11 protein-coding genes are annotated in these 14,438 nt (G+C 52.3%); 9 read left to right on the top strand and 2 right to left on the bottom strand.

Features of this window, described 5'->3' with window-relative positions:
- Positions 1-78 precede the first annotated feature (78 nt).
- The 6 genes from secDF (at position 79) to F7231_RS21060 (ending at position 9,465) form a co-directional block, all read left to right on the top strand.
- Complete coding sequence (gene secDF / locus F7231_RS21085; protein ID WP_085412843.1) at positions 79-3,189, top strand: protein translocase subunit SecDF; 3,111 nt, start codon at positions 79-81, stop codon at positions 3,187-3,189.
- Positions 3,190-3,334: 145 nt separating this feature from the next.
- Positions 3,335-4,837: an APC family permease gene (locus F7231_RS21080; RefSeq protein WP_085412844.1), complete on the top strand. Its 1,503-nt coding sequence runs from the start codon at positions 3,335-3,337 to the stop codon at positions 4,835-4,837.
- Between the two features lie 101 nt (positions 4,838-4,938).
- Positions 4,939-6,294, top strand: a complete 1,356-nt coding sequence (locus tag F7231_RS21075) for an NAD-dependent succinate-semialdehyde dehydrogenase (RefSeq protein WP_166693429.1) — start codon at positions 4,939-4,941, stop codon at positions 6,292-6,294.
- A 108-nt stretch (positions 6,295-6,402) separates the two neighbouring features.
- Positions 6,403-7,110, top strand: a complete 708-nt coding sequence (locus F7231_RS21070) for a hypothetical protein (protein WP_085412846.1) — start codon at positions 6,403-6,405, stop codon at positions 7,108-7,110.
- Between the two features lie 62 nt (positions 7,111-7,172).
- The gene (locus tag F7231_RS21065) at positions 7,173-7,970 is read left to right on the top strand and encodes a sulfite exporter TauE/SafE family protein (RefSeq protein ID WP_166693428.1); all 798 of its coding nucleotides are present in this window, start codon (positions 7,173-7,175) and stop codon (positions 7,968-7,970) included.
- 91 nt (positions 7,971-8,061) lie between these two features.
- On the top strand, positions 8,062-9,465 hold the full coding sequence (locus F7231_RS21060) for an MBL fold metallo-hydrolase (RefSeq protein WP_166693427.1): 1,404 nt from the start codon (positions 8,062-8,064) through the stop codon (positions 9,463-9,465).
- Here F7231_RS21060 and F7231_RS21055 read toward each other — a convergent pair.
- Positions 9,462-9,785 (bottom strand): hypothetical protein, encoded by a 324-nt coding sequence (locus F7231_RS21055; protein WP_085412849.1) that lies wholly within the window; start codon positions 9,783-9,785, stop codon positions 9,462-9,464. The two genes, F7231_RS21060 and F7231_RS21055, sit on opposite strands and share 4 nt — an antisense overlap.
- A 275-nt stretch (positions 9,786-10,060) precedes the next feature.
- On the opposite strand from F7231_RS21055, the gene F7231_RS21050 reads away from it, so the two are divergent.
- Genes F7231_RS21050 through F7231_RS21040 form a run of 3 tightly spaced genes read left to right on the top strand, consistent with a single transcriptional unit; the run spans position 10,061 to position 13,229 of the window.
- The gene (locus F7231_RS21050) at positions 10,061-10,591 is read left to right on the top strand and encodes a gluconate 2-dehydrogenase subunit 3 family protein (protein ID WP_166693426.1); all 531 of its coding nucleotides are present in this window, start codon (positions 10,061-10,063) and stop codon (positions 10,589-10,591) included.
- A 12-nt stretch (positions 10,592-10,603) separates the two neighbouring features.
- Entirely contained in the window at positions 10,604-12,340 is a 1,737-nt protein-coding gene (locus F7231_RS21045; RefSeq protein ID WP_166693425.1) for a GMC oxidoreductase, read from the top strand.
- Positions 12,341-12,347: 7 nt separating this feature from the next.
- The gene (locus tag F7231_RS21040) at positions 12,348-13,229 is read left to right on the top strand and encodes a sugar phosphate isomerase/epimerase family protein (RefSeq protein WP_166693424.1); all 882 of its coding nucleotides are present in this window, start codon (positions 12,348-12,350) and stop codon (positions 13,227-13,229) included.
- A gap of 118 nt (positions 13,230-13,347) precedes the next feature.
- On the opposite strand, the gene F7231_RS21035 is transcribed toward F7231_RS21040, so the two are convergent.
- Entirely contained in the window at positions 13,348-14,328 is a 981-nt protein-coding gene (locus F7231_RS21035) for a pyruvate dehydrogenase complex E1 component subunit beta (RefSeq protein ID WP_166693423.1), read from the bottom strand.
- Between the last annotated feature and the right edge of the window lie 110 nt (positions 14,329-14,438).

The following is a 14,438-nucleotide window of genomic DNA, read 5'->3' as shown; positions in this document are numbered from 1 at the left end:
AAGCAATCTCAAACCTCAAATCCCAAACGTCAAACCCATTTTTTATTCTTTTCCATCCAAATTCCAATTCGTAACATCATGCAAAACAGAACCGTCGTTTTGGTTCTGACAGGTATTATAGCAGTGCTTTGCCTCTATTACCTGTCGTTTACCTTCGTTTCGCGTAACATCAAAAAAGACGCAGAACGATATGCTACCAATGCCAAAGGGCAACTGGATATTAAAGCAAAACAGCGTTATATCGATTCACTCTGGAAGCAGCCAGTATACCTGGGCAACACGCTCCAGGAAGTGACCGAACGTGAACTTGGTCTTGGCCTTGACCTACAGGGTGGTATGCACGTGGTGCTGGAAGTGTCGCCCGGCGAAGTGCTGCGCGGTTTGGCCGGTAACACTCGTGACCCACAGTTCAACGAAGCCATTAAGCGGGCTACCAAAGATCAGCAGACAAGCCAGTCGAGCTTCGTTGATCTGTTTGTTAACAACTACAAAGAAGTGGTGCCTGGTGCTAAACTCGCCAGCATCTTTGCCACGAGTGCCAACCGTGCCCGCATCAACTACCAGACGTCAGACGCCGAAGTAAAGCGGTTCCTGAACGAAGAAGTGAGTGGTGCTATCGACCGGTCATTCCGGGTTATCCAGGCACGGGTTGACAAGTTCGGGGTAACAAACCCGAACGTACAACGCCTGCCCGGTAGCGGTCGCATTCTGATCGAGCTGCCTGGTGTTGATAATCCAGATCGGGTACGTCGCCTGCTGACAGGAGCGGCCAAACTGGAGTTCACCGAAGTGTATAAACTCAACGAGATTTCACCGGGCCTTGAGGCGCTGGGTACGTACCTGGCCAAAGCCGAAGCAGAACGCAAACTGGCGGCTGCCAAAGCAAAGCCAACGGCTACCGTATCGGGAACAGCCAGCACAGGTGATCTGGCTGCTCAGCTGGGTGGTGCCAAGAAAGTAGCTACGGCCGATACGGCTAAATCACAGGCCGATTCAGCCCAGACGCAGGCGGCCCTGACCAACCTGTTCATCCCTATCTCGCAGGACCAACTGGCAGTTGATCTGAAAGATACCGCGCGTGCCAACGCAATCTTCAATGATCCAGAAGTACGTGCTGTATTCCCAAATGATATGGTATTTGCCTGGGACCGTAAAGCGACCGAAATCCCTGCGCAGGGAGGTACGCCACGTCGGGAGTTGCTGCCACTCTATTTCGTGAAGAAGCCAGGTGGCAAAGCACCCATGGAAGGTGGCGTTATTTCAGACGCTGGTAACGACTATGATGAGCGTGGACGGCCCGAGGTAACAATGCGTATGAACGCTGAAGGTGCCAAAAAATGGCGTGCCCTGACGGCTGCTAACGTAAACCGTCCGGTAGCGATCTTGCTTGATGGGCTGGTATACACAGCACCGAACGTACAGAACGAAATTCCAAACGGTAGCTCAAGCATCACAGGTAACTTCACCGTTGAAGAAACCAAGGATATGTCGAACGTGCTGAAAGCTGGTAAGCTGGATGCGCCTGCCAATATTGTTGAAGAGAACATTGTAGGTGCTACGCTGGGCTCACAGGCTATTCAGGCTGGTATCATTTCCTCGCTGGTTGGTCTGCTGATCGTACTAATCTTCGTGGCCATGTATTACAGCCGCGCCGGTCTGATCGCCGATATTACCTTGTTCGTTAACCTGTTCTTCCTGATGGGTGTAATGGCTGCCGTGCCTGGTACCGTACTGACCATGCCTGGTATTGCCGGTATCGTACTGACAATCGGTATGGCGGTGGATGCGAACGTACTGATCTACGAGCGGATCAAAGAAGAACTCGAACTGGGCAAAACACTCCGGCAAGCCATTTCCGATGGTTTTAAAAACGCGCTGTCGTCAATCCTTGACTCGAATGTAACGACTTTCCTGACGGGTATCATCCTGTTCCTGTTTGGTACAGGTCTGATCAAAGGTTTTGCTACAACGCTGATCATCGGTATTCTAACTTCGCTGTTTGCGGCCTTGCTCATCACGCGTTTGATGATCGAGTGGTATGTAAGCCGGGGCAACACGCTGAGCTTCTCGTCGCCCTGGTCGAAGAACCTGTTCAAAGGATCTGACTTCGACTTCGTTTCGCACCGCCGTACCTATTACATTATCTCGTCGACGATCATTGCTTTAGGTATTGTTTCGGTACTGTTCAAAGGCTTCGGTCTGGGTGTCGATTTCAAAGGTGGACGTTCGTACGTGATCAAATTTGAAAAGTCGATCACCACCGATGAGGTGCGTGCTGCAGTGACTCCGGCATTGGGTGGAATTGAGCCTGAGGTGAAAACCTACGGTGGCAATGGCATTAGCACCGATCAGGTGAAAATGACAACCAGCTACGACATAGACAACACAGCTCCTGATGCGGATAAGCAAGTCTCGGAAGCGGTATTGAAGGGATTGTCGAGCATCAATGGAAACAAGGCCAATATCGAAAGCTCGCAGAAAGTAGGTCCAACGATTGCCAAAGACTTGATCTATTCGGCCATCTGGTCGATCCTGCTGGCAGTTGCCGTCGTATTCGGCTATATCCTGATCCGGTTTAAGCGGCTTGCCTTTGGGTACGGTGCAGTTGTGGCCTTGTTCCACGACGTGCTGATCATCCTCGCTATCTTCTCGATCGGTAATGGGTTGCTTCCGTTCTCGCTGGACATTGACCAGGCGTTTGTAGGAGCCCTGCTAACGATCATGGGCTACTCGATGAACGATACCGTGGTTGTATTTGACCGGGTTCGCGAGTACCTGGCCGAAAACAAGGGTAAGAAAGAAGACATCGCTACGATTATCAACAACGCCCTGAATAGCACCCTGAGCCGCACGGCGGTAACGGGTCTGTCGACGATGCTGGTACTGCTGGTACTGTTCATCTTTGGTGGCGCTACCATTCGTGGCTTCTCATTCGCCATGCTGATCGGTGTTATCGTGGGTACGTACTCATCGCTGTTCGTAGCAACGCCTATCGTGGTTGACACGCTGAGCAAAGACACGCTCGACGCTGACAAGCCAGCTACCTCATTGGCGCCCAAGACAGGTTACAGCGCGATCCCTGCTGATTTTACCGACAAGGAAGCCGAGACACCTGAAGAGTTTTCGCAAACTGCCGCGGCTAAAGAGAAGAAAGTGAAGACGCCACTGATCAAGCCTTCACAGAAATAAGCTGATTCGTACTTGAAAAGCCGAATGAGGACAGACCTCATTCGGCTTTTTTACACATAGCTATGCGTAAAATCGGTATCTTTCAGCTAGAATTGCCAATTAATACTTCACAGAAAGCTTAAATCACCAAACTTTATTTTCCTTCATGGAAGCAAAACTCAAACCGGCTGATACAACCAGTGTGTGGCGCAAGAAGCCAATGTACCTTTACGAGCAAGACATTCAGAAGAGTGAGCTGAAGCGCGTATTGGGTAAGTGGAGCCTGACCGCTATTGGCATTGGGGCAATTATTGGAGGTGGTATCTTCGTATTGACAGGTACAGCCGCGCATTACCATGCTGGTCCGGCGCTGGCGCTGTCATTCGTTGTGGCGGGGATCGGCTGTATTTTTGCTGCCCTTTGCTATGCCGAATTTGCCGCCATGCTGCCTGTTGAAGGATCGGCTTACGCCTATGCCTACGGTACCATGGGTGAACTCTTTGCCTGGGTTATCGGCTGGGGGCTTATCCTCGAATACGCCATGGGTGCCATGACTGTGGCCGTAAGCTGGTCGGGTTATTTCAATAAGCTGCTTCACCTATTCGGGATCGATATACCCTTCTGGTTGCGGAACGACCCTGTTTCGGCGGCTAAATATGCCGTTGATAATGGCCTGGCCGATCCCGGTTTCTCGGTTAACCTACCCGCTTTTCTGATCGTCTGGGTTGTAACTGCCGTATTGGTACGGGGTATCAAAGAAGCTGCCGGTGCCAACAACGTGATCGTAATCATGAAAGTAGCCGCTGTGCTGTTCGTGATCATCGTTGGTGCGTTCTACGTTCAATCGGCCAACTGGATTCCGTTTATCCCAGCACCGGAAATAATTCCTGGTGAAACCGGTGCCCCGCACGAAGCCTATGGCTGGGGTGGTATCATCTCAGGGGCATCGGCTATCTTCTTTGCCTATATCGGTTTCGATGCCGTGTCAACGCAAGCTGGTGAGGCCATCAACCCACGCAAAGACATTCCGTTTGCTATCGTTACGTCGCTGCTGGTTTGCACCATTCTGTACATCGCTGTGTCGCTCGTTCTGACGGGTATGATCAACTACAAAGACATTGTCGGCGATGCCCTCAAAGCACCCGTAGCCGCTGCATTTGACAGTGCTGGGCAGCCTTGGGCGGTGTTCATCATCACTGCCGCCGCAACGGCCGGTCTGATCTCGGTGATGCTGGTAATGATGCTGGGTCAAACCCGGATCTTCCTTGGCATGGCGAAAGACGGCCTGCTGCCCAATTTCTTCCGTAGCATCCACCCAACGCTGAAGACGCCATTCAAAAGCACAATCCTTGTTGGGCTTGTCGTATCTCTGGTAGCGGCCTTTACGCCCATTAGCATCCTGGGCGATATGTGTTCGTTCGGTACGCTGTTTGCCTTTGCTATGGTGTGTCTGGCTGTTTGGCTATTGCGTCGTAGCGATCCAGGTCGTGAGCGTAGCTTCCGTGCTCCCTTCCTGAATGTAATTGCTCCGCTGGGTATTCTGACGAACTTCTACCTGATCATTAATCTGAGCGAACTGGCTCAACTGCTGGCTTTTGGCTGGTTGATTCTTGGTCTGGGCGTTTACTTCCTGTATGGTCGGCCAAACAGTAATCTGAACAAGCTGTAAGTACACTCGCTTTAGTTGAGGCGCAGATTTGGAGCAATAGCTGCCGATCTGCGCCTTTTTTGTTTTCCAGCTGTTATAGAGTCAACTTAATCGTATTTGCTATGCGCTTTACTTCGCTCAACCCGTACACATCAGAACAATTTGCTGAATACCCAGCTCATTCGGCCGCTCAAATCGATGCCCGCTTACAAATTGCCGAGCATGCAGCGGCCGATTGGTCAATGCGGTCGTTCGCTACGCGGGCCGAATGCTTTACCCGGCTGGCTGGCGTGCTGCGCAACAGGCAGGAGGAACTGGCCTTGCTGATGACCAACGAGATGGGGAAAACCTTAGCAGAGTCGCGGGCCGAGATTGAGAAGTGCGCGGGGCAATGCCAGTATTACGCCGAGCATGCCGAGGCTATGCTCCAGCCAACTGCTATTGCAACCGAAGCGGCGTATAGCGGAGTCAGTTACGAGCCCGTTGGTATTGTGCTGGCGGTCATGCCCTGGAATTTTCCGTTCTGGCAGGTATTCCGGTATGCAGTGCCCGCCCTGATGGCGGGTAATGTGACCCTGCTTAAGCCCGCCCCAAACGTACCTGGCTGTGGGCTGGCCATTGAGGCGGCCTTTCGGGAAGCAGGTTTCCCCGAAGGTGTAATGGCTTGTCTGTTAGTCGATGTACCTGAGCTAAAGGCAATCATTGCCGACGACCGAATTGGGATGATCACCTTAACCGGGAGCGAACGGGCGGGTACATCGGTAGCCGCGTTGGCGGGAGCAAACGTAAAGAAATGTGTGCTCGAACTGGGTGGTTCCGACCCGCTGATCGTTCTGGCCGATGCAGATCTGGACGCCGCTGCCAAGGCTGCCGTTACCTCGCGGATGGGGAATGCGGGGCAGGTGTGTATCGCTGCCAAACGCTGGCTCGTAGAAGCTCCGGTGGCAGATGCGTTTACCCAACGCGTGGCTGAGCTGATTCAGGCCATCAGACAGGGAAATCCACTCGATCCTGAGGTGCAAATGGGCCCCATTGCCCGTCTCGATCTGGCCGACACCTTACGCCATCAACTCACGCAGGCGCTTAGGCAGGGTGCGCATGCGCTGGTTGGCGGGCAGAGCGACGGAACGTCATTTACGCCCACATTACTGACCGACGTACGTCCCGAAAATGTGGCTTTTGCTGAAGAAACGTTTGGACCAATAGCTATAATCACCACCGTTAGAGACGTCGACGAAGCCATCAAATACGCCAATAACTCGCGCTACGGTCTGAGTGCGGCACTATGGACAGCCGACACCGACCGGGCAACGTACCTAGCGCGCCAGTTGCGGGTGGGGAGTGTATTCGTAAATGCAGCAGTACGGTCAGATAGCCGGCTGCCAATTGGTGGTGTAAAGAAGTCGGGCTATGGCCGCGAACTGAGCGAAACAGGAATTCGTGAGTTTTGTGCCACGAAAACGACTTATATCGCGTAGCTGCCTGAAAGCTAGACGGTGCGTAGATATGTATAATGCACTTTTAATTGAACTAGCCTGATTCTGGCACCATTCCGCTGTATCATTGCATTCAACTCCACTGCAGGCATGCGTTTATATCTACCTTTTTACTGCATCATTCTATTCGTAAGTCATAGTCATTCGTTGAGAGGCCAGAATCTTGACGCTAACGTTCGCGTTGGTTTCGATGTATTTGCTGGTGTGGTGAAAGCCGATTATTCGCCAACAAATAAACTGCTGACCGACAACGGCTACAATAGTATCAACCCAACCAGTACACGGTACGGAGTTGGCATAGCGGTATGCGGCCCACTTACGGGGAAGTTGCCTGTTAGATTAGGTTTGCAGGCCATGATGCACTCGAATGAAAACATATCGGGTAACAACCGTACAGCGATTAGCGCAGTGAACACGCAGTTGGCACTTGAACTGGATGTAATTAATAAAGGAGCTATTGTGGCTGGGCCACTTATTGGATTGGGCGTGCTGACATCAACAATCGACGCGTCGAAAGATAACCAGGTAGGCAGTTTCAACGGCTACGTGTCTGGCAACGCCCGCGGCGTTTCCCTCAACCACCTCACCTTCCCTGTGGTCTTCGGCGGGCGGGTCTGGTTTCGGTTGCGTAACACCGCTACCGGCCAGTTCAAGCGGCAGGGATTTGCTTTGTCGGGTGGTTACTTACTGCCACTCGATGGGCAGAATTGGTACTGGGCCAATAACGTCAGTTTACCCAGGGGCCCAAACCAAAACACGGGTACCTGGTACATTCAGGTAGGGTTTGGCATTCGATAAGCACAGCCTGTGTGATAAACGTCACAAAAACGAATTGCCCGACTACGTAGTTTTGTACTGTAATGATGGTACATGAGTTTTTTGGCTACGCAGCGGCAGTACTGGTTGGGCTGGTGATAGGTCTGGCCGGAGGTGGAGGCAGCATTCTGACCGTGCCCATCTTTGTCTATATCTTCGGTATCCCGACCATGCTGGCTACGTCGTACTCACTGTTTGTGGTGGGAACAACCTCGCTGATCGGCTCGCTGAACCACATCTGGAAAAAACGGGTCGACCTACGTGTGACCATTGCATTTGCAGGGCCTTCGTTTATTTCGGTGTACCTGAGTCGCCGTTATCTGGTGCCCGCCCTGCCCGATCCGCTGGTACGCTTGGGCGACATTAACGTACCCAGGAGTGACGCTATTCTCTTTTTTTTCGCCGTCGTAATGATCCTGGCTGCCCGCGCCATGATTCGGGATAAACGGCCCAGCGAGGGCATTGCCGCTGATGGTCGACCACGTTACGGTTCGCTCGCGCTCGATGGTCTCGCCGTTGGGCTACTGACCGGCATAATTGGGGCAGGCGGCGGCTTTCTTATCGTGCCGATGCTGGTGCTGCTGGCAGGTTTACCCATCCAGCGAGCCGTGGCTACCTCAGTGCTTATCATCGCCGTAAATTCGTTTATTGGCTTTCTGGGTGATTTGCAGCACATCTCGCTCAACTGGAATTTCCTGTTACCCTTTACTGGTTTATCCATTGTTGGTATCTTCCTGGGCATGTACCTTGCCCGGTACGTACCTGCCCAGGTGCTTCGAAAAGGGTTTGGCTGGTTTGTGCTGGCCGTAGCAACTTACATGATTGCGCGCGAGTTGTTGTAACAGTGTTGATGACCTCGTGCATAGGGGGCTGTTCGGTAGTTATCGCCATTTTAGTTTAGAGAAGACATTCAGTACGTTAAGAAAGAGACATATGTTTGTTGAACAACTGTATACTGGTTGCCTGGCGCAGGGAGCCTATTATATTGAAAGTGAAGGCGAAGCAGCTATCATCGATCCACTTCGTGAGGTAACGCCTTACCTGCGAAAAGCCGAGAAAGCAGGCGCCACAATCAAATATATTTTTGAGACCCATTTTCACGCCGATTTCGTATCGGGCCACCTTGATCTGGCTAAGAAAACTGGCGCTACAATCGTGTACGGTCCCAACGCCAACACGACTTACGAAGCGCATAAAGCTACTGATGGTGAGGTGTTCAAACTGGGTAATGCCTGGATTAAGGTGCTGCATACACCCGGCCATACCCTGGAATCGGCAACGTACCTGCTGATTGATGAGAGCGGTAAAGACCACGCTATTTTTACCGGTGATACGCTGTTTATCGGCGATGTAGGCCGTCCCGATCTGGCAATAAAAGGTGACCTAACTGAGCGTGATCTGGCTGGTATGCTGTATGACAGCCTGCACACTAAAATTATGCCCCTTGCCGATGACGTAATCGTGTATCCGGCCCACGGAGCTGGCTCTGCCTGTGGTAAGAACATGAGCAAAGAAACAACCGATACCCTCGGCAATCAGAAGATGTTTAACTACGCACTTCGGGCTAAATCGAAGGATGAGTTTGTGGCGCAGGTACTGGACGGACTGAGTAAGGCACCCGCTTATTTTGCTCAAAATGCTCGTCTGAACAAAGAGGGCTACGAATCCATCGATCAGGTCATGCAGCGTGGCACCCAGGCTCTTTCGCCCGATGCGTTCGAGGCGGCGGTAAACGAAACTGGAGCCGTAGTACTCGATGTGCGCAACGCGGCCGACTTCACCGTTGGCTTTGTGCCCAACAGCATTAACATTGGTTTGAACGGGCAGTTTGCTCCCTGGGTTGGTGCGTTGATTCCAGACCTGAAACAACCCATTGCGTTGATTACCCCGGCTGGCCTGGAACGCGAAACCATTGTGCGGTTGGCGCGGGTTGGGTATGATCAATGTATTGGTTACCTGGAAGGCGGCTTTGCCGAATGGCAGCAGGCCGGAAAAGAAGTCGACTCAATCGAATCGATTTCGGCTGAACTATTCGCCGATCGATTACGCGAGCAGCCGTCGGCTTTCGTCATTGATGTGCGTAAACCCGCTGAGTTTGAACCGGAGCACGTTGAACGAGCCGAGAACCTTCCATTGGATACGCTGAACGAACACCTGAGTCAGATACCCCGCCACGAGCCTGTTTATGTGCACTGTGCCGGCGGCTATCGATCGATGGTGGCCAACTCGATTTTGAAAGCGCGTGGCTTCGACCAGATCGTAAACGTAGATGGGGGCATGGCGGCGATTAAACAGACTGATATACCTGTGGTAGCCACACGGGCTGCTAACCATTAACCCCGCCCCGGGTTTTCGTCCATACCCAATCGGGGGAGGGGAGGGTTCAGCAATTTGGGTAATACTTTGACGCGGAAAACGCGCGCTCCACCCACCTCGAAGTCGCAACTATAATAGCCTCGTTCTTTTACACCCCGATACACGGCGGTGTAGTTTACTTTGGCGGGCCAGCCGTTCATGGCCAACTCGCCCGTAATGGCGTCTACAGCTTTACGCAGGTTGGAAAAGAAAACCACTGTCGGCTCGCGTTGACGAACGGTATTGAGCGAGCCAACCGGTAACACGGTCACTTCATAAATCGTAAGGGCCTGACTGCGCATGGCAAGGGTAAAAGGGTAACGTTGACTGACTGAACAGAATTTTCGCGAAAAATAACCAATCTGCGGGCTAACCTGCAATGCCGAAATAGAGCGAGGCTCATCAATCACGTTGATTGATGAGCCTTTTGGCTATATGGCCAACTATCTTGACTATATAATACACTTATCGATCACAAACTAGCACGCTATTGGCAACCAAGAGTAGTCGGATTCGGCCGTTTTCTTTCTAAAGAAAATGCATCGTGCAGCTTAGTCTGCCTCAATGATCAACTGGCATGGAAAGACGAATTGCAGTTAAACAGATGGTGCTTCTAGCCGGGGGCTTGCTAGCGCTGCCAGCCTGGGCTAATGCCTGGACAAAAGCAACTGTAGGCCTTGAGCAGCCACTATTAAGTCCAGCGCAGACCGATTCGCTGGCCAGCCTGATTGATACCTTAATTCCAGCCTCTGATACCCCCGGTGCCCTGGACTTGAACGTACCTGATTTTGTGCAGAAGATGGTAGCCGACTGCTACGAGCCTGCCGTGCATCAACAGGTAAAAGACGGGTTGACTAACGTTGATGCACTGGCGCAGGCCAGCTTCGGCCAGACTCTCACCCGCTGTACCTCCGTCCAGCGGCTCGACATACTGCAAAAAATACAGGCTGATCCTGAGGCCGGGCGTAAGGAATTCTTTACCCTGATCAAGAACCTGACGATTCAGGGCTACACCACGTCGGAATACGTGATGACAACATTTTTGAACTACAACATGGTACCCGGTCATTATTACGGCTGTGTTCCGGCACCGGTAGCCGCTCGATAACCAACAAGCGATATGGCAAATTTTGCAATTGATGCGGCGTCAAAACTATCCGGTACGTCGGACCGCTACGATGCCATCGTAATTGGCTCGGGCATTAGCGGTGGCTGGGCTGCGAAAGAGTTAACGGGCAAAGGCCTGAAAACGCTGGTGTTGGAACGGGGCCGCGATGTAAAACACGTAACCGACTATCCCACCGCTAATCTGAACCCCTGGGAGTTTGAACACCGTGGACAGGTTCCATTGGCGGTGCAACAGCAGTACGGCAACATCCGCTCGTTTATGCGTGAAGAAACCCTGCATTGGGCTATCAAACCAGATGAACAGCCGTTCGTGGAAGAACAGCCGTTTACCTGGACACGCGGCTACCATGTAGGTGGCAAGTCACTGCTGTGGGCACGGCAAACGCAGCGGCTAAGTGATTTCGATTTCGATGGCCCCGCCCGCGATGGGTTCGCTGTCGACTGGCCTATACGCTATGCCGACATTGCTCCATGGTATAGCTACGTTGAGAAATTTGCCGGTATATCGGGCAACAAAGATGGCCTGCCACACTTGCCCGACGGCGAGTTCCTGCCGCCTATCGAACTAAACTGCGTAGAGTCGCACTTGCAGGGTGTCATTGCGCAGCATTATAAAGACCGACAGCTCATCCAGGGGCGTTGCGCGCACATTACCAAACCACAACCCGTTCATACGGCGCAAGGTCGGGCGCAGTGCCAGCATCGTTCACTTTGTGTGCGTGGGTGCCCGTTTGGGGGCTATTTCAGCAGTAATGCCTCTACGCTGCCCTGGGCTGAACGAACCGGTAATATGACCCTGCGTCCGCATTCGGTGGTGCACTCGATTATTTACGATGAGAAAAAAGGGCGTGCTTCCGGGGTACGTGTTGTTGACGCCAACACAAAGGAGATGATGGAGTTTTACGCCAAAATCATTTTCGTGAATGGCTCGGCACTCAATACGAACCAGATTCTGCTGAACTCCACATCGAACCGATTTCCCAACGGGCTGGGTAATGACAGCGGCTTACTGGGTAAATACATTGCCTGGCATAACTACCGGGGGAAAATATCGGCGCAGTACGATGGCTTTCCCGATAAAATGACCGATGGTAAAAACCCGAGCAATGGCTACATTCCCCGTTTCCGGAACTTACACAAGCAGGAAACAAGCGGTCCGGCGTCCCGGTTTTTGCGCGGCTATGCCACGGGCGTTGGTGGCGGACGAGGTTACGCACAAAACCGTGAAGGTATGGGTCTGGCGCTGAAAGAGAACCTGTTGCACCCGAAGCTAGGCCCCTGGGGCGTAAGCGGCTGGATGATGGGCGAAACTATTCCGATCGAGTCGAATCACGTGCGACTCGACAAGCAGCTGACGGATAAATATGGCATTCCGCAGCTGATTACGTCGGCCCGCTGGACTGAGAACGACGACAACATGGTGAAGGACTACATCGAGCAGATGACGGAGATGTTCACCCTGGCTGGATTCAAAAACATCAATGCCGTAGATACGCACGCCAACCCCGGTTCAGACATTCACGAGATGGGCGGCGTGCGCATGGGGAAAGACCCGAAAACGTCGTTGCTCAACAAGTGGAATCAATTGCATCACTGTAAAAATGTATTCGTTACCGACGGGGCCTGCATGACCTCGACGGCCACCCAGAACCCGTCACTGACCTACATGGCCCTTACGGCGCGGGCGGCCGATTTTGCCGTAAAAGAAAGTAAAAAGAAGAACCTCTAATCTGCTTATGTACAACAAAACCACGTTCAGGCTGTTGGCCGCTATCGGTCTGTCGCTCAGTCTCAGCTACTTTCACAACGGGCAAGTGGCTGCTCAGGCGGGCAAACCCGTTTACACCTTTCCGCTTGGTCTGCAGACCTATACCTACCGGAACAGTTTCCCAAAAGATGTGGTAGGTACGTTAGATCTTATCAAATCACTTGGTTTCAAAGAAATTGAAGGCGGTCCACCAAAAGGCATGTCAGTCGAGGAGTTCAGGAAGCTGCTCGACGAACGGGGCATCAAAGTCACCTCGACAGGAGCGGGCTACGAGCAGATTGTAGCCGACCCAATGGCATCGGTGAAGCAGGCGAAGGCCCTTGGCGCTTCGTTTGTGATGGTTGCCTGGATTCCACATCAGAAAGGAAATTTCTCGCTCGAAAACGCGAAAAAAGCCGTCGATGATTTCAATCGGGTGGGGAAGGTGCTGGCCGAAAATGGCCTTACGTTTTGCTACCATAACCACGGTTACGAATTTCAGCCTTATGCTGATGGCACGCTGTTCGATTATATCGTGAAAAACACCAATCCGGCCTACGTCTCGTTTGAAATGGATATCCTCTGGGCACAGCACGGTGGTGCCGACCCCGTTGCGCTACTCAAAAAGTATGGGAGCCGCTGGAAACTGATGCACCTGAAAGACCTGAAAAAAGGCATCAAAGGTGACCTGACTGGTGGCACGCCGCCTGAAAATGACGTAGTGCTGGGCGATGGGCAGATCAATATGCCTGAGGTATTGAAAGAGGCTAAGAAGGCAGGTGTGAAGCACTACTACATCGAAGACGAAAGTAACCACGAAGACACGCAGGTGCCGCAGAGCATCGCGTATCTGAAGGGGTTGAAGTTCTAGTTTACCGGCGCGTAGCTAAATCACGAACTGGTTTTTTAGCAGCGCAACAGCAAACGAGAAACTAAAAAGGCCAGCCTGTGCAATACAGGCTGGCCTTTTTAGGAAAGCTAAAAAACGATTATTTCTTATACATTACGGCTTCTACCGCTTCCAGTGTGCGCTTCAGGCTTGGCAGAATCGCTTCGATGAGCGTTGGTGCGTAGGGGAGAGGCAGATCGAGGCTGTTAACCCGGATAACGGGTGCATCGAGGTAATCGAAGGCGTTCCGCTGAATGTTATACGTCAACTCAGACGAGATCGCCGCCAATGGCCAGGCTTCTTCAACGATTACACACCGGTTGGTTTTCTTCACCGAGTTGATAATCGTAGCGTAGTCGATGGGTCGAACCGTGCGCAGGTCGATTACTTCGGCCGATACACCGTTTTTCGCCAGCTCATCAGCTGCAGCCAGTGCCACTTTCATGATCTTACCGAATGATACGATCGTTACGTCGTTACCTTCGCGAACTACTTTCGCCTGACCAATCGGAATCAGGTACTCTTCTTCAGGCACCTGGCCCTTATCGCCGTACATCAACTCCGATTCCATGAAGATAACGGGGTCGTTATCACGGATCGAGCTTTTAAGCAGGCCTTTGGCGTCGTAAGGGTTCGAGGGAACCACCACTTTCAGACCAGGTGTATTGGCAAACCAGTTCTCGAAGTTTTGCGAGTGCTGGCTCGACAGCATACCGGCGTTACCAGTTGGGCCACGAAATACGATCGGACACGAATACTGCCCGCCCGACATCGACATGATCTTGGCGGCCGAGTTGATGACCTGATCGATAGCCACTAACGAGAAGTTGAACGTCATGAATTCGATGATCGGACGCAGCCCGTTGATGGCTGAACCAACACCGATACCGGCGAAACCAAGTTCGGCAATGGGTGTATCAATTACCCGTTCTGCGCCGAATTCGTCCAGCATTCCCTGACTGACTTTGTAGGCTCCGTTATACTCGGCCACTTCTTCGCCCATCAGGTAGACTGTCGGGTCAAGGCGCATTTCTTCCACCATAGCTTCCCGTAGGGCCTCGCGGAATTGTATTTCTCTCATGGATCAGTGCGTTGTAATCTTCTTACAAACCGAACGGTTACGTTACATGAGCCGTTCAGAAGAATGCGCAAAATTAGGCAAGGATAACCAGAGTGGCAATGCGCGAACGC

Origin of the sequence: Fibrivirga algicola, from assembly GCF_011742925.1 — a bacterium.
Taxonomy (GTDB): Bacteria; Bacteroidota; Bacteroidia; order Cytophagales; family Spirosomataceae; genus Fibrella; species Fibrella algicola.
The sequence above is the reverse complement of the archived record's forward strand: the minus strand, read 5'-3'. Positions and strand labels throughout refer to the sequence as shown.